This window comes from Kitasatospora sp. NPDC015120 (assembly GCF_043080305.1).
GTDB lineage: Bacteria > Actinomycetota > Actinomycetes > Streptomycetales > Streptomycetaceae > Kitasatospora.
In genome coordinates, this window is sequence record NZ_JBIBVJ010000001.1 from 269,603 (window position 1) to 284,851 (window position 15,249).

At 73.7% G+C, this 15,249-nt stretch carries 12 protein-coding genes; 2 read left to right on the forward strand and 10 right to left on the reverse strand.

Annotated features, from left to right (window positions below):
• Positions 1 to 21 precede the first annotated feature (21 nt).
• From ACF1AK_RS01175 to rsmH, 10 genes are all read right to left on the reverse strand, one after another.
• A complete protein-coding gene (locus tag ACF1AK_RS01175; protein ID WP_391496685.1) occupies positions 22 to 798 on the reverse strand; it encodes a cell division protein FtsQ/DivIB in 777 nt (258 codons plus the stop codon).
• Complete coding sequence (gene murG / locus ACF1AK_RS01180) at positions 791 to 1,897, reverse strand: undecaprenyldiphospho-muramoylpentapeptide beta-N-acetylglucosaminyltransferase (protein WP_391496686.1); 1,107 nt, start codon at positions 1,895 to 1,897, stop codon at positions 791 to 793. Before murG ends, ACF1AK_RS01175 begins: the two co-directional genes overlap by 8 nt.
• Positions 1,898 to 1,903: 6 nt before the next feature.
• On the reverse strand, positions 1,904 to 3,211 hold the full coding sequence (gene ftsW, locus ACF1AK_RS01185) for a putative lipid II flippase FtsW (RefSeq protein ID WP_391497333.1): 1,308 nt from the start codon (positions 3,209 to 3,211) through the stop codon (positions 1,904 to 1,906).
• A gap of 127 nt (positions 3,212 to 3,338) precedes the next feature.
• The gene (gene murD, locus ACF1AK_RS01190) at positions 3,339 to 4,793 is read right to left on the reverse strand and encodes a UDP-N-acetylmuramoyl-L-alanine--D-glutamate ligase (protein WP_391496687.1); all 1,455 of its coding nucleotides are present in this window, start codon (positions 4,791 to 4,793) and stop codon (positions 3,339 to 3,341) included.
• Positions 4,790 to 5,851, reverse strand: a complete 1,062-nt coding sequence (gene mraY, locus ACF1AK_RS01195; RefSeq protein ID WP_391496688.1) for a phospho-N-acetylmuramoyl-pentapeptide-transferase — start codon at positions 5,849 to 5,851, stop codon at positions 4,790 to 4,792. Before mraY ends, murD begins: the two co-directional genes overlap by 4 nt.
• Positions 5,851 to 7,251 (reverse strand): UDP-N-acetylmuramoyl-tripeptide--D-alanyl-D-alanine ligase, encoded by a 1,401-nt coding sequence (gene murF / locus ACF1AK_RS01200; protein ID WP_391496689.1) that lies wholly within the window; start codon positions 7,249 to 7,251, stop codon positions 5,851 to 5,853. Before murF ends, mraY begins: the two co-directional genes overlap by 1 nt.
• Entirely contained in the window at positions 7,248 to 8,900 is a 1,653-nt protein-coding gene (locus ACF1AK_RS01205; RefSeq protein ID WP_391496690.1) for a UDP-N-acetylmuramoyl-L-alanyl-D-glutamate--2,6-diaminopimelate ligase, read from the reverse strand. Before ACF1AK_RS01205 ends, murF begins: the two co-directional genes overlap by 4 nt.
• A gap of 6 nt (positions 8,901 to 8,906) precedes the next feature.
• Positions 8,907 to 11,177: a penicillin-binding transpeptidase domain-containing protein gene (locus ACF1AK_RS01210; protein ID WP_391496691.1), complete on the reverse strand. Its 2,271-nt coding sequence runs from the start codon at positions 11,175 to 11,177 to the stop codon at positions 8,907 to 8,909.
• A complete protein-coding gene (locus ACF1AK_RS01215) occupies positions 11,174 to 11,761 on the reverse strand; it encodes a hypothetical protein (RefSeq protein ID WP_391496692.1) in 588 nt (195 codons plus the stop codon). The genes ACF1AK_RS01210 and ACF1AK_RS01215 overlap by 4 nt, the downstream gene beginning before the upstream one ends.
• Before the next feature lie 127 nt (positions 11,762 to 11,888).
• A complete protein-coding gene (rsmH, locus tag ACF1AK_RS01220) occupies positions 11,889 to 12,863 on the reverse strand; it encodes a 16S rRNA (cytosine(1402)-N(4))-methyltransferase RsmH (RefSeq protein WP_391496693.1) in 975 nt (324 codons plus the stop codon).
• 508 nt (positions 12,864 to 13,371) lie between these two features.
• On the opposite strand from rsmH, the gene ACF1AK_RS01225 reads away from it, so the two are divergent.
• The gene (locus ACF1AK_RS01225; protein WP_391496694.1) at positions 13,372 to 13,914 is read left to right on the forward strand and encodes a beta-class carbonic anhydrase; all 543 of its coding nucleotides are present in this window, start codon (positions 13,372 to 13,374) and stop codon (positions 13,912 to 13,914) included.
• Between the two features lie 284 nt (positions 13,915 to 14,198).
• On the forward strand, positions 14,199 to 15,248 hold the full coding sequence (locus ACF1AK_RS01230; protein WP_391496695.1) for an AAA family ATPase: 1,050 nt from the start codon (positions 14,199 to 14,201) through the stop codon (positions 15,246 to 15,248).
• Position 15,249 lies beyond the last annotated feature (1 nt).

Below are 15,249 nucleotides of genomic sequence, written 5' to 3' on the forward strand. Positions count from 1 at the left end.
GTACCCGGAAAACCTACCGGATCATCCGGACACCGCAGGCGAGTCAGGGGCGCTGACGTCGAAGTTCGTACCCTTCTGATTCAGCAGCGCCACCAGCGCCCGGGCTTTTCGATCGGTCTGCTCGGGGCTCCCCCAGCGCACCGTCAAACCCCCGCCGAGCTGCAGCTGGATGTCGTCGTACGAGTGCACCAGGACCGCTCCGGCCCGCTGCCGGACGTCCTCCGGCAGGCCGGCGGCCACCGCCACCGCGCCCCGCACCAGCTGGGGACGGTCGATCACCGACTCGACGTCCAGCGCCTGCTGGCTGAGCTTCAGTTCCACCACCGGCACCCCCTCCGGAGCGGCCGGCTCGGTGGCGAAGCTCACCCCGCCCGCGTCCACCTGGGTGAAGAGTCCGTCCTCGCCCTTGACCGCGGCGACCGCCGTGCGCTGGGTGACCTTCACCCGCAGGGTGTTCGGCCAGCCGCGCCACACCTCCGCCTTCGCCACCCGGGGTATCGCCTCCACCCGCCGGCGGGTCTCGTCGAGGTCCACCCGGGCCAGCGGGCCGGAACCGGCCCCGCCGACCGCCGAGCGGACCTCGTCGGCCGTCAGCCGGTCGTCCCGCATCCCCTGCACCGAGACCGAACGGACCTCCAGCACCGAGGAGAAGAACACCAGCCAGGACAGCACCCCCAGGAGCACCGCGGTCAGGGCGCCCAGCACCACCACCCCCCGCCGGGAGAGCCGGAGCCGAGGAGCGTGCTCCTCGGCCTCGAACTCCTCGTCGAGGGGATCGGCGGGCCGGGCGTCAGCCACGACGGCGGCCGCCCCGGGCGGCCTCGATGGCCTCGTAGACCATGCCCACCAGCAGCTCGTCGGCGTCCCGGCGGCCGAACTCGGCGGCGGAGCGGCTCATGTCCCACAGCCGCTGCGGGTCGGTGAGCACCGGCAGCACGTTCTGCAGCACCCAGTCCGGGCTCAGCTCGGCGTCGTCGACCAGCAGGCCGCCGCCGGCCTTGACCATCGGCTGGGCGTTCAGCCGCTGCTCGCCGTTGCCGATCGGCAGCGGCACGAACGCGGCGGGCAGGCCGACCGCGGCCAGCTCGGCCACCGTCATGGCACCGGCCCGGCAGAGCATCATGTCGGCCGCCGCGTAGGCGAGGTCCATCCGGTCCAGGTACGGCACCGGGCGGTACGGCGGCATCCCGGGGATCTCGTCGACCTGCGGCAGCTCGTTCTTCGGGCCGACCGCGTGCAGGATCTGCACCCCGTACTGCTGGAGCCGGGGGGCGATCGCGGCGATCGTCTCGTTCAGCCGGCGGGCGCCCTGCGAACCGCCGGACACCAGCAGGGTGGGCAGCCGCTGGTCGAGGCCGAAGTAGTGCCGGGCCTCCGGGCGGACGGCGTTCCGGTCCAGGGTCGCGATGGTCCGGCGCAGCGGGATGCCGATGTACCGGGAGTCGCGCAGCTTGCTGTCCGGGGTGGAGACGGCGACGAAGTCGCTGTACCGGGCGCCGATCTTGTTGGCCAGGCCGGGGCGGGCGTTGGCCTCGTGCACCACGATCGGCACGCCGGCCCGCTTGGCGGCCAGGTAGGCCGGCATCGCGACGTAGCCGCCGAAGCCGACCACGGCGTCCGCCTTGACCCGCTCGATGATCTCCTGGGCGGCGCGGACGGTGCCGCGCAGCCGGCCCGGGACGGTGATCAGCTCGGGGGTGGGCTTGCGGGGCAGCGGGACGGCCGGGATCAGCTCCAACTGGTAGCCGCGCTCGGGCACCAGCCGGGTCTCCAGGCCGCGCTCGGTGCCGAGGGCGGTGATCCCGACGGACGGGTCGTGCCTGCGGAGGGCGTCCGCGAGGGCCATGGCCGGCTCGATGTGACCGGCGGTCCCCCCGCCGGCGAGTACGACATGCACCGAAATTCACCGCTCCCTGCGTGCCGGCCCGCTGGCCGGGCGCGCTGTGGTTCGTCGTCGTGGCAGCACCCGGGCCAGCTGCTTCCTGATCCGGGAGTTCTTGCTCCGGGCGGCCAGGGCCGCCTTCGCGCCCGAGCTGCTGCGTGCCAGGCAGAGCAGCACCCCGATCGCGGACATGGCCGACAGCATGGCGGAACCGCCGTAGGAGAACAGCGGGAGCGGGACGCCCGCGATGGGCAGCAGTCCCAGCGCCGACCCCAGGTTGATCACGGCCTGCGCCATGATCCAGGTGGTGGCGGCTCCCGCGGCGTACCTGACGAAGGGATCCTTCGTGCCGATGGCCACACGGATACCCGCGTAGCCTAGTGCCGCGAAGAGACCGATCACCGACAGCGTCCCCACCAGACCGAGTTCCTCGCCCGTGGTGGCGAAGATGAAGTCGGTGTGCGCCTCCGGGAGCTGGCCCCACTTCTCGACGCCGGCGCCGAGCCCGGAGCCGAACAGGCCGCCGAGGCCGAACGAGTAGACGCCGTGCAGGGCCTGGAAGCAGGTGCCGGCCGGGTCGAGCTTGGTCACGCCGATGCAGGAGAGCCGCTCGGCGCGGTGCGGGACGGTCACCACCAGGGCGGTGCAGACGACGACGGCCACGCCGAGGGTGGCGACGAACAGCCGCAGCGGCGCGCCGACCATCCACAGCAGGCCGAAGAGCATCGCCACCAGGATCATCGTGGTGCCCATGTCGCCGCCGAGCATGATCAGCGCGAGCAGCAGCAGGGTGCCCGGCACCAGCGGCACCAGCAGGTGCTTCCACTGGTCGAGGGTGCCGGTCTTCTGCTTGCGGGCGAGCAGGTCGGCGCCCCAGAGCACCAGGGCGAGTTTGGCGAACTCCGACGGCTGGAACTGGAACACGCCGAAATCCAGCCAGTTCCGGTTGCCGTTGACCTCCATGCCGATGCCCGGGATCGCGACCAGCACCATGGCGCCGATCACCACCAGCATCACCGGGTAGACGATCACCCGCAGCACGGCCACCGGCACCAGCGCGAAGCCGAGCAGCAGGGCGAGGCCGAGCACCACCGCGAGCAGCTGCTTGTAGAAGTAGAACTGGGTCGAGCGGTGCTGGCCCAGGGCGAGGATCTGCGAGGCGGAGAAGACCATCATCAGCCCGAGCACGACCAGCAGCAGCGCCGTGCCCGCGATCAGCAGGTAGGGGGTGAGCGGCCGGTCCAGGGCGTACCGCACGCGGGCCCGGAAGGCCTGCAGCCGGCCGAGCGGGCCGGCCGACTTGTAGGCGGTGGTGGTGGCCGAGATCACTCGCCAGGACCCGGCCGGGCGGCCCTTCTCCGGCACGCTCGAACCGCCCGCCCTGCCGCCCTGCCCCACCACAGCTCCCCTTCTGATCCTCGCGGCCCCCGGCCGGAGGCCACGAGGCACGGGTTGCCTACCGGTTCCCGTCCGCCTGCTCCCGGACGGCCGCGGCGAAGAGGTCGCCGCGCTCGCCGTAGTTGGTGAACATGTCCATCGAGGCGCAGGCCGGGGCCAGCAGCACCGTGTCACCCGTTCGGGCGAGTGACGCGGCCGCACGGACCACCTCGGTCATCGCCACCGCGCCAGTCTGGCCCTCGGCCGCCTCGATCACCGGGACATCCGGGGCGTGTCGCGCCAGTGCCTCGCGGATCAGCGCGCGGTCCTCGCCGATCAGCACGGCGCCCCGCAGTCGCTCGGCCGCGCCCTGGACGAGGTCGTCGAAGGTCGCGCCCTTGGCCAGGCCGCCGGCGATCCAGACGACCGGCCGGTACGCGGCGAGCGAGGCCGCGGCGGCGTGGGTGTTGGTCGCCTTGGAGTCGTCGACGTACGTGACGCCGTCGACCACCGCCACCTCGGCGATCCGGTGCGCGTCCGGCCGGAAGGCCCGCAGGCCCTCCCGCACGGCCTTCGGCTCCACGCCGTAGGCGCGGGCCAGCGCGGCGGCCGCGAGGGCGTTGGTGATGTTGTGGGGCGCCGGCGGGTGGACGTCCTCGACCGAGCCCAGTTCGGCGGCGCTGGTCGCCCGATCGGGCACGAACGCGCGGTCCACCAGCAGGCCGTCGACCACGCCGAGGTTCGACGGGCCGGGCGCGCCGAGGCCGAAGCCGACGGCCCGGCAGCCCTCCTCGACGTCGGCCTCGCGGACCAGCGCCTCGGTGGCCGGGTCGGCCAGGTTGTACACGCAGGCGACGACGTTGCCCTCGTAGATCCGGCCCTTGTCGGCGGCGTACGCCTCCATCGAGCCGTGCCAGTCGAGGTGGTCGGGCGCCAGGTTGAGCACGGCCGCCGCGTACGGGCGCAGCGAGGGCGCCCAGTGCAGCTGGTAGCTGGAGAGCTCGACGGCGAGCACGTCGTAGGGCTCCTCGGCGAGCACCGCGTCCAGCACCGAGACGCCGACGTTGCCGACGGCGGCGGTGCGCAGGCCGGCCGCGGTGAGGATCGAGGCGAGCATCTGGACGGTGGTGGTCTTGCCGTTGGTGCCGGTGACGGCCAGCCAGGGGGCGGGCCCGCCGGTGGCGGGCAGCGGCCGGCGCAGGTGCCAGGCCAGCTCGACGTCGCCCCAGACCTCGACGCCGGCCTCGGCGGCCGCGGCGAACAGCGGGCTGCTCGGCGGCCAGCCCGGCGAGGTGACGACCAGCCGGGTGCCCTCGGGCAGGGTGGCGCCGTCGCCGAGGCGCACGGTGACGCCCTGGGCCTCCAGCTCGGCGGCGCGGGCCCGCAGGCCCTCGCCGGAGCCGCCGTCCACGACGGTGACCTCCGCGCCGAGGCCGCGCAGGACGCGGGCGGCGCTGATGCCGGAGACGCCGAGCCCGGCGACGGCGACCGGCAGGCCGGCCCAGTCCGGGGAGGTCGGTTCGGCGGCGGTCATCCGGTCACCCATCCCGCGTAGAAGAGGCCGAGGCCGACGGCCACGCACAGGCCCTGGATGATCCAGAACCGGACCACGACGAGGACCTCGCTCCAGCCCTTGAGTTCGAAGTGGTGCTGCAGGGGGGCCATCTTGAAGACGCGCTTGCCGGTCATCCGGAACGAGCCGACCTGGATGATCACCGAGAGGGTGATGATCACGAAGAGGCCGCCCAGCAGGACGAGCAGGATCTCGGTGCGCGAGCAGATCGCCAGACCGGCCAGCGCGCCGCCGAGCGCCAGCGAGCCGGTGTCGCCCATGAAGATCTTGGCGGGCGAGGTGTTCCACCAGAGGAAGCCGAAGCAGGAGCCCATCAGGGCGGCCGCGACCACCGCGAGGTCCAGCGGGTCGCGGACGTCGTAGCAGTTGGAGGTGGCCGAGGCCACGTAGGCGCAGCTCTGGCCGTACTCCCAGACGCCGATGAAGGTGTAGGCGCCGAAGGCCATCACCGAGGCGCCGGTGGCCAGGCCGTCCAGACCGTCCGTCAGGTTGACGCCGTTGGAGGTCGCGGCGATCAGGAAGTACGCGAAGATGACGAACAGCACCGGGCCGATCGCCCACTCGAAGTCCCGGACGAAGGACAGGTGCTCGGAGGCCGGGCGGCGGCCGGCGTTGTCGGGGAACTGCAGGGCGAGGACCGCGAACAGCAGGCCGACGATGGACTGGCCGGCCAGCTTGGCCTTCGCCCGCAGGCCCAGCGAGCGCCGCTTGACGACCTTGATGTAGTCGTCGAGGAAGCCCACCAGGCCCAGACCGGTCGTCAGGAACAGCACCAGCAGGCCGGAGGCGGTCGGGCTCTCGCCCGTTATCGCCTTGGTCGCGAAGTAGGCCACCAGGGTCGCCAGGATGAAGGCGATGCCGCCCATGGTGGGCGTGCCCTTCTTGCTGTGGTGCGCCTTGGGGCCGTCGTCGCGGATGTACTGGCCGTAGCCCTGCCGGGCGAGCAGTTTGATCAGCGCGGGAGTGCCGGCCAGCGACAGGATCAGGCCGATCATGCCGGAGAAGAGGATCTGCTTCATTACTCGGCCGCACCGTCCGCGAGGAGGGCCTCGGCCACCTTCTCCAGCCCCACCGAACGGGACGCCTTCACCAGCACCACATCCCCCGGCCGCAGCTGACTGCGCAGCAGCTCGACCGCCGCGTCCGCGTCGGACACCAGCACCGACTCCTCACCCCACGAACCTTCGTTCCTCGCGCCCAGTTCCATGCAGGCCGCCTCGCGTCCGCCGACCGCCACCAGCTTGGTGACGTCCAGCCGGACGGCGAGCCTCCCGATGGCGTCATGCTCGGCCAGGCTGTCCTCGCCGAGCTCCCGCATCTCGCCGAGCACCGCCCAGGTGCGGCGGCGCTCCGGGCCGCGCCCCCCGATCGAGATCAGCGCCCGCAGCGCGGCCCGCATCGAGTCGGGGTTCGCGTTGTAGGCGTCGTTGACGACGGTGACACCATCGGCCCGGTCGACGACCTCCATGCGCCAGCGGGACAGCGCACCCGCCTGGCTCAGCGCTTCGGCGGTGTCGTCGACGGTCATCCCGAGCTCCATCGCCACCGCGGCGGCGGCGAGGGCGTTCGAGACGTGGTGCTCACCGTACAGGCGCAGCTGCACGGGTGCGGAACCGGCCGGGGTGCTCAGCGTGAAGGATGGCCGTCCGGTGGAGTCCAGGCGAACGTCCCGTGCCCGGACGTCGGCGTCCGGGGACTCCCCGAAGAACACCACCCCGGCCCTGGTGCGCGCGGCCATGGCACGCACCAGGCGGTCGTCCGCGTTGAGGATCGCCGTGCCGTCGGCGGGCAGCGCCTCGACGAGTTCGCCCTTGGCCTCGGCGATGGCCTCCTGGGAGCCGAACTCCCCGACGTGCGCGGTGCCGACGTTCAGCACCAGGCCGATCCGGGGCGGGGTGATCGAGGTGAGGTACTCGATGTCGCCCTTGTGCCGGGCCCCCATCTCCAGCACCAGGTGCCGGGTCGCGTCCTCGACCCGCAGGGCGGTCATCGGGTGGCCGATCTCGTTGTTGAGCGAGCCGGGCGGGTAGACCGTGTCGCCCAGGCGCCCCAGCAGCTGGGCGATGAGGTCCTTGGTGCTGGTCTTGCCGGCCGAGCCGGTCAGCGCGACCACGGCGGCCCGGGAGCGGCCCACGACGGCGCGGGCCAGCTTGCCGAGCGCGTCCACCACGCTGTCGACCAGCACGGCGGGCACGCCGACCGGGCGGGAGGCCAGCACCGCGACGGCGCCGGCCTCGACCGCGGTGGCCGCGTAGTCGTGGCCGTCCGCGTGCTCGCCGACGAAGGCCGCGAACAGACCACCGGGGCGGACCTTGCGGGAGTCGACCTCGACCGGGGCGGTCACCAGGGCGTCGGGGTCGGCGCCGGCCAGGGTTCCGCCGACTGCGGCGGCCACCTCGGCGAGGGTCAGTGCGATCACGGCTGCTCTACTCCTCCGGTGCCCCGGGCGGCCGTGGTCCGCGCGATGGATCCGCGCAGCACCTCCCGGTCGTCGAAGGGGCGGATCTCGTCTCGTACGTACTGGCCGAGCTCGTGGCCCTTGCCGGCCACCAGCACGGTGTCGCCGGCCTGGGCGCGGGCGACCGCCAGTTCGATCGCCTCGGCGCGGTCGGGCACGACCAGGACGGCGCCGCGCTCGGCCTCGGGCACCGCGGCGGCGCCGTTCAGCATGGTGGCGAGGATCGCCAGCGGGTCCTCGCTGCGCGGGTTGTCGCTGGTCAGCACGGCGGTGTCGGCGAGCCGGGCGGCGATGCCGCCCATCGGGGCGCGCTTGTGGGGGTCGCGGTCGCCGCCGCAGCCGACCACCACGTGCAGCCGGCCCTTGGTGACCTCGCGCAGCGAGCCGAGGACGGCCTCCAGGGCGTCCGGCTTGTGCGCGTAGTCGACCACCGCGACGTAGGGCTGCCCGGCGTCGACCCGCTCCAGCCGGCCGGGCACGCCGGGGACGGCGGCGACGCCGGCCACCGCCCGCTCCAGCGGGAGCCCGGCGGTGGCGAGCAGGACGATCGCGGCCAGCGCGTTGGCGACGTTGAACGGGCCGGGCAGCGGGACTGAGGCGTCCGCCTCGGCGCCGTCGGGGCCGAGCACCCGGAAGGTCGAGCCGACCGGGCCGAGCTGGACGTCCACCGCGCGCCAGTCCGCCCCGGGGGCGCCGGTGGCGGAGAAGGTGGCGACCGGGATCTTCGCCTCCGCGGCGAGCCGGCGGCCGTAGGCGTCGTCCAGGTTGACCACGCCGGCGCGGGACTTTCCGGGCTGGAAGAGCCGGGCCTTCGCCTGGAAGTAGTCCTCCATGTCCGGGTGGAAGTCGAGGTGCTCGGGGGTGAGGTTGTTGAACAGCGCGACGTCGTAGGCCACGCCGTCGGTGCGGCCGTAGACCAGGGCGTGGCTGGAGACCTCCATGGTCACCGCGTCGGCGCCGCGCTCGCCCATCACGGCGAGGATCGCGTGCAGGTCGGTGGCCTCGGGGGTGGTCCGCTCGCTCTTGATCCGCTCGTCGCCGACCCGCATCTCGACGGTGCCGATCACGCCGGGGTGGCGGCCGGCGCCGCGCAGGCCGCCCTCGACCAGGTAGGAGGTGGTGGTCTTGCCGTTGGTGCCGGTGAGCCCGATCATCAGCAGCCGCTCGGACGGCCGGCCGTAGACGGCGGCCGCGAGCTCGCCCATCCGGGCCCGGGGCCGGTCGACCACCAGCAGCGGCAGGCCGCTGCCGGCCGCCAGCTCGGCGCCGGCCGGGTCGGTGAGCACCGCGACCGCGCCGGCCGCGGCGGCCTGCCCGGCGAACGACGCGCCGTGGTGGTTGGCCCCCGGGAACGCCACGTAGAGGTCGCCGGGGCGGACCTCGCGGGCGTTGTGGGTGACGCCGGTGACCTCGGGTCCCTCGACGGGGTCGAGGCCCAGCAGGCGGGCGACCTCGGCGAGCGGCCGGGCTGCGGTCCGGGCGGGGCGGGGCGGGCTCACGGTGGTTTGATCGGGTTTCGGCACGGCGGAGAGGCTATCCGCCGAAGGGCGTCCAGGGCCAAACCGGCGCTTTTCCGTACCGGCGGCCGCACCCGCCAGGTCGTTGCTCATGGTCGATCACGGCTTCCACTCGACGGGCAGGTTGGGCGCCTCGCTGCCGCTCGGCGGGACCTGGAGGGTCTTGAGGGTGAACTCCATCACCTGCTTGAACACCGGACCGCACAGCTGGCCGCCGAAGTGGCCGTTGACCGGGTCCTGGATCACGCAGGAGACGGTGACCCGCGGCTGGTCGGCCGGGGCGAAGCCGATGAAGGAGGCGGTGTAGCCCCGGTAGCCGCCGGCCTTGGGGTCGACCCGGTTGGCGGTTCCGGTCTTGCCGGCGACCCGGTAGCCCGGGATCGCGGCCTTGCCGCCGGTGCCCTGCTCGTCCGAGACGACCGACTCCAGCATCTCGGTGAGGGTCTTGGCGGTCTGCTCGCCGACCACCCGGGACTGCGCGGACGCCGGGGCCGGGGAGTACTTGCCGTCCGGAGCGGTGGTGCCCTGGACGACGCTGGGCGCCACCCGGACCCCGCCGTTGGCGATGGTCGAGAACACCGAGGTCGCCTGCAGCGCGTTGACCGACAGGCCCTGGCCGAACGGGATCGTGTACTGCTTGGAGGCCTTCCAGTCCTCCGGCTTGTCCAGCAGTCCGGCGGTCTCGCCGGGGAAGCCCAGACCGGTCTGCTGGCCGATGCCGAACTTCCGCAGGTAGTCGTAGAGCACCTGGTTGGCCTCGGGCTGGGTGGCGCCGAGGGTCTGGGCGGCCTCGATGGTGCCGATGTTGGAGGACTTGGCGAGCACGCCGGCCAGGGTGAGGTACCAGGTGTCGTGCTCCACGTCGTCCTTGAACGCCACGTCGCCGCGGACCAGCGGGTACGGCACGGTGACCTTGGTGTCCCAGGTGGCCTTGCCGGTGTCCAGCACGGCCGCCATGGTCATCAGCTTGGCGGTGGAGCCGGGCTCGTAGGCGTCCTGGAGGGCGGCGTTGCCGAGCTGCGAGTTCTTGGCGGTGCTCAGGTCGTTGGGGTTGAAGCCGGGCGAGGTGGCCATCGCCAGCACCTGGCCGTTCCGCACGTCCTGGACGATCACGTAGCCCTTCTCCGCCCCGGCGTTGGCGACCTGGTCGGTGATGGCCCGCTGGGCGGCCCACTGGATGTCCCGGTTGATGGTCAGCCGCAGGTCGGTGCCGGGCACGGCGGGCTCCAGCGAGCCGCCCGCGGTGGGCACCAGACGGCCGCCGGCCTGGGCGTAGCTGCTGTGGCCGTCCTTGCCGGCCAGCAGCCCCTGGTACTGCTGCTCCAGCCCGCCGGCCCCCTCGCCCTCGGCGTTGACGAAGCCGACCAGGTTCGCGGCCAGCCCGTCGGACGGGTAGACCCGCTTCTGGGTCTCCCGGTTGAAGACGCCGGCCAGCGGGTTGACGCACTCGTTGTCCAGCCGGGTGCGGCCGCCCTCCTCGGCGGGCTTGTTCAGCAGCCGCTTCTGGGCCTGGCAGGCGCGCGAGCCGGCCTGCTTCTCCAGGCCGGACTTGAGGTCGCTGATCTGGTTCTTGACGTCCGGGCTCTGCTGGGCGGCGAGCCGCTTGTACCGGGTCTTGGGCGTGTGCAGGTCGGCGGCGATCTTCTCCTTGGGCACGCCGAGGATCGGCGCCAGCAGCGCGGCCGCCTGCTCGGGCGCGTCCGGCAGGCCGGTCGCCTCGGGGGTGAACATCGCCGGGTCGGCGGTGATGTCGTAGGCGTCGACGGTGGTGGCCAGGGCCACGCCGTCGGAGGACGTTATCGAGCCGCGCTCGGCGGTGATCGGGATGTTCAGGTAGCGGTTGGTGTTGGCGTCGGCGGCCAGCGCGTCGGAGTCCAGCAGCTGGAGCTGGACCAGGCGCCCGGCGAAGACCGAGAACACCACCGAGAGCGCGATGGTGACCACCCGCAGCCGGCGGCGCGGATCGGCCAGCCGGATCCCCCGGGAGACCGGCCGGCGGGCCGGCGGGCGGCGCTGCGGGCGCGGACGGGGCACCGACGGGCGGCCGTCCGAACGGCGCTGCTCCGGGGCGCGCGGGGGGCGGGGCCGGGCGGACTGCTCCCTCGGGGCCTGGGCCCGGGCGCCCTGGGCCCGGCCGGCCGACGGCTTGGCCGCCGCCGGCTTGGCGCTCTGCGGCCGGGGGCCCTGGGCCCTGGGGTTCTGCGCCTTGGGGCTCTGGGCCTTGGGGTCGGGCGTCTTCGGGTTCTGCGGCTTCGGGTTCTGGGCGCGGCCGGCGGACTGCCCGCGCGGGGCGGCCGGGCGCGGCGCGGCGCCCCTGACCGGACGGCGCCCGTCGGCGCCGCCGCCGGAGGGCTGGCGGGGGGTGCTCATCGGCCGGCACCTCCGCCCGCGTGCGGCGACGGCTGCGCCGGGCCCGGGTTGACCTGGACGGTGACGTCACCGCCGGCCGCCGGGCCGGTCGGCGGGGCGGGAGCGGTGGTGGGCGGCGGCGGGGCGGCCGGAGCCGTCGTCCCCGTGGCCGGCTGGCCGCTCGGCGGGGCGGCGCTGGGCTGGGTGCCCGGCTGGGCACCGGGCTGGGCACCCGGCTGGGCGCCGGGCGCGGGCTGCCTGGCGGGCCACGGTTCGGCGGTGGACCGTTTCACCGGGGGGCTGTCCTGGGCCGCCTTGGGCGTGCCGACCACCGCGCCGCCGTTCGGCAGGTCGAGGAAGGCCATCCCGCCGGCCGGCACCATGCCCAGCTCGGCGGCCCGGCGGGCCAGCGCGTCCGGCGCGGAGTTCTGGTCGATCTGGTGCTGCAGCCCCTGCTGCTCGTCGGTCAGCACGGTGGTCTGGCGCTGCAGCCGGGACAGCTCGAAGGAGCCCTCGTTGAGCGCGGTGTTCAGCGCGAGCAGCCCGAGCAGCCCGGCGCCGAGCAGCAGCACCACCAGGACCGCGAACGGTGTGCGTCCCCGCACCGGCCGTCCCGGACGCACGGTGATCCGCGCCCTGCCGCTCTGCCCGGGGAGCACACGGCCCCCCGCCCCGCCTCCGGCCACCGGCCCCACAGTCTTTCCTCCGCCCTTCGGACCGCCCCGGTGCCGGTCAGCGCCGGGTGCTTCGGTCCCTGATCCTCTCCGCCACCCGCAACCGCACGGGCGCGGCGCGCCGGTTCTCCTCGATCTCCTCCTCCGTGGCCAACTCGGCACCGCGAGTGATCAGCTTCAGCCAGGGCTGGTGCTCCTCGGGGACGAACGGCAGCCCCGGCGGGGCGGTGCTGGTGGCGCCGGCCGCGAAGTACTGCTTGACCAGGCGGTCCTCCAGCGACTGGTACGACATCACGACGATCCGCCCGCCGAGCGCCAGGACGTCCAGCGCCCCGGGGATCGCCCGGTCCAGGACCTCCAGCTCGCCGTTGACCTCGATCCGCAGCGCCTGGAAGGTCCGCTTGGCCGGGTTCCCGCCGGTGCGGCGGGTGGCGGCCGGGATGGCGCCCCGCACCAACTCGACCAGACGCGCGCTGGTGGTGAACGGTTCCTTCTCGCGCTCCCGGACGATGACGGAGGCGATCTTGCCGGCGAAGCGCTCCTCGCCGTAGAACTTGAGGATCCGGGCCAGCTCGCCGTGGCTGTAGGTGTTCAGCACCTCGGCCGCGCTGATCCCCCGGGTCTGGTCCATCCGCATGTCCAGCGGCGCGTCCTGGGCGTAGGCGAAGCCGCGGTCGGCCTCGTCCAGCTGCATCGAGGAGACACCGAGGTCGAAGAGGATGCCGTCGATCCTGGGAACGTCCAGCCGGTCCAGCACCTCGGGGATCTCGTCGTAGACGGCGTGCACCAGGGTCGCCCGGTCACCGAAGCGGGCCAGCCGCTCGCCGGAGAGCTTCAGCGCCGCCGGGTCGCGGTCCACCGCGATCAGCCGGACCTCCGGGAACTGGGTGAGCAGCGCCTCGCTGTGACCGCCGAGGCCGAGGGTGGCGTCCACCACCACCGCGCCGGGCCGCGAGATCGCCGGGGCCAGCGCGTCCATGCACCGCTGCAGCATCACCGGGACGTGCTTGGGTGCCGGCTCGTTGGTGGTCATGCGCTGTGGCGCCCTTCCTCGGTGCGAAAGCCGCCCGACGTCCGGGGAGCTCCGACCATTCTGTCCCACCGGGTGGTGGAGCCGTCGCTCGGGCCGGGCCGCGCGGCCCGTGGTCCCCGCCCGCTCCGAGGGGAAGGTCGTGACCGCCCGGCGCCGGGGAAGGTGCGCCAGGTGGCACGGAGAGCGGGTGGAGGCCACGGGCCGCGTCGGTCACCGCACGGCCGGAAAGGCCCGGTTGACGGGCCACGGCGGGTGTGCTCCACTGCGCCGCAACTCTATCGCGCACGCCCCGTCAGTCAATGGCCCGCTCCGGCGCACCACCCGGGCGGCGGTACGGATCTCCGCAGGTCGCGGGGGTGCTCGTGGCACATGCCAGGGGCCCGGTGCACCACCCGGGTGGCGCACACGGACCCCGTCCGGCGGTTGTCGGGATGCCCTCGGCAACAGGCGCCCGCTCTGTAGCAATCGGCCCCACCACCCACCGGGAAATCGCACTAACGTCTCCCCCATGACAGTGACTCCCGACCGGCCCGGTCCGACCGCCGCTGCCGACCCCGCCCCACCGACCGTGATCGACCGTTTCGTCGCCGCCAACCGCGCGTACGCGATGACCTTCCGCGACGGCGGCATGGACGCCCGCCCGGTCCAGCGGATCGCCGTGGTGGCCTGCATGGACGCCCGTCTCGACCTGTTCGCCGCACTCGGCCTCGAACTCGGCGACGCCCACGTCATCCGCAACGCGGGCGGTGTGGTCACCGACGACACCATCCGCTCCCTCACCATCAGCCAGCGCGCCCTGGGCACCCGTTCGATCGCCCTGATCCACCACACCGGCTGCGGCCTGCTCGGTCTCACCGAGGACTTCCGGCGCGAGCTGGAGCTGGAGGTCGGCCAGCGCCCGCAGTGGGCGGTCGAGGCCTTCGTCGACCTGGACGGCGACGTCCGCCAGTCGATGCAGCGGGTGCGCACCTCGCCCTTCCTGCTCCACACCGACGACGTGCGCGGCTTCGTGTTCGACGTCCACACCGGCCTGCTGCGCGAGATCGGCTGATCCCTGCCCGACCGGCCCGTCCGACCGGCCCGTCCGACCGGCCCGTCCGGGCCCACCGGGCCCCCCGCCGAGCTGCGCGGCCCTTCCAAGTGGTGACTTCTGGCCTCCGCAGGGGGGAGAATGCGCCTGCCGGTCTGACCTCGAACCACCTGGGGCGGCCAGCCGCAGGCCGTACTCCGGCACCCGGCTCCCGCACGCGGAACCGCGCCCGGAGGGGCCGCGTCCAGCATGGGGTGGGGCCGGGCTCGGACGGAGCCGGTCGTGGTGTGCCAGGGAGCGAACGGGTGACGAGCTACAGCGATCAGGCCGGTCTCGACGGTCGTACGGGGGGCGACCAGGAGGCGGCGGGCTACGCCCCGGTCGGCCTGCCGGAACTCGCCGCCGTCGTCGACCGGATCCGCGGCAACATCGAGAGCGTGATCGAGGGCAAGCCCGAGGCCGTCCGGATCGCCCTGACCGTCCTGCTCGCCGAGGGCCACCTGCTGCTGGAGGACGTGCCCGGCGTCGGCAAGACCATGCTCGCCAAGGCGCTCGCCCGGTCCGTCGACTGCACCGTGCGGCGCATCCAGTTCACCCCGGACCTGCTGCCCTCGGACGTCACCGGCACCAACATCTTCGACCAGCAGCAGCGCGACTTCGAGTTCCGCCCCGGTGCGATCTTCGCCCAGATCGTGGTCGGCGACGAGATCAACCGGGCCTCCCCCAAGACCCAGTCCGCGCTGCTGGAGTCGATGGAGGAGCGCCAGGTCACCATCGACGGCACCAGCTACGAGCTGCCCTCGCCGTTCATGGTCGTCGCCACCCAGAACCCGGTGGAGATGGAGGGCACCTACCCCCTCCCGGAGGCCCAGCGGGACCGCTTCATGGCCCGGATCTCGATGGGCTACCCCAGCCCCGAGGCCGAGTTCGCGATGCTCGACGTGCACGCCGGCGCCAGCCCGCTGGACGACCTGCAGCCGGTCGCGCACGCCGCCGACATCCTCAAACTGATCGAGCTGGTCCGCACCGTGCACGTCGCCGACCCGGTCCGCCGCTACGCCGTCGACCTGGTCGCCGCCACCCGCACCAGCCACGAGCTGCGGCTCGGCGCCTCGCCGCGCGCCACCCTGCACCTGGTCCGGGCCGCCCGCGCCGCCGCCGCCCTGGAGGGCCGCGACTACGTCACCCCGGACGACCTCCAGCGCCTCGCCGTCCCGGTGCTCGCCCACCGCCTGATGCCCACCGCCGAGACCCAGCTCAGCCGCCGCACCGCCGAGCAGATCGTCGCCGACCTGGTCGCCCGCCTGCCGCTGCCGCGCCCGCAGCAGGGCGGCACCGCCGTCCGGAGGGGCTGAG

Coding starts and splice junctions, on each gene's coding strand:
- murD (WP_391496687.1), bottom strand. CDS start 4,793: ATGACCGCCGCCGAACCGACCTCCCCGGACTGGGCCGGCCTGCCGGTC.
- mraY (WP_391496688.1), bottom strand. CDS start 5,851: ATGAAGCAGATCCTCTTCTCCGGCATGATCGGCCTGATCCTGTCGCTG.
- ACF1AK_RS01205 (WP_391496690.1), bottom strand. CDS start 8,900: ATGAGCAACGACCTGGCGGGTGCGGCCGCCGGTACGGAAAAGCGCCGG.
- ACF1AK_RS01210 (WP_391496691.1), bottom strand. CDS start 11,177: ATGAGCACCCCCCGCCAGCCCTCCGGCGGCGGCGCCGACGGGCGCCGT.
- rsmH (WP_391496693.1), bottom strand. CDS start 12,863: ATGACCACCAACGAGCCGGCACCCAAGCACGTCCCGGTGATGCTGCAG.
- ACF1AK_RS01225 (WP_391496694.1), top strand. CDS start 13,372: ATGACAGTGACTCCCGACCGGCCCGGTCCGACCGCCGCTGCCGACCCC.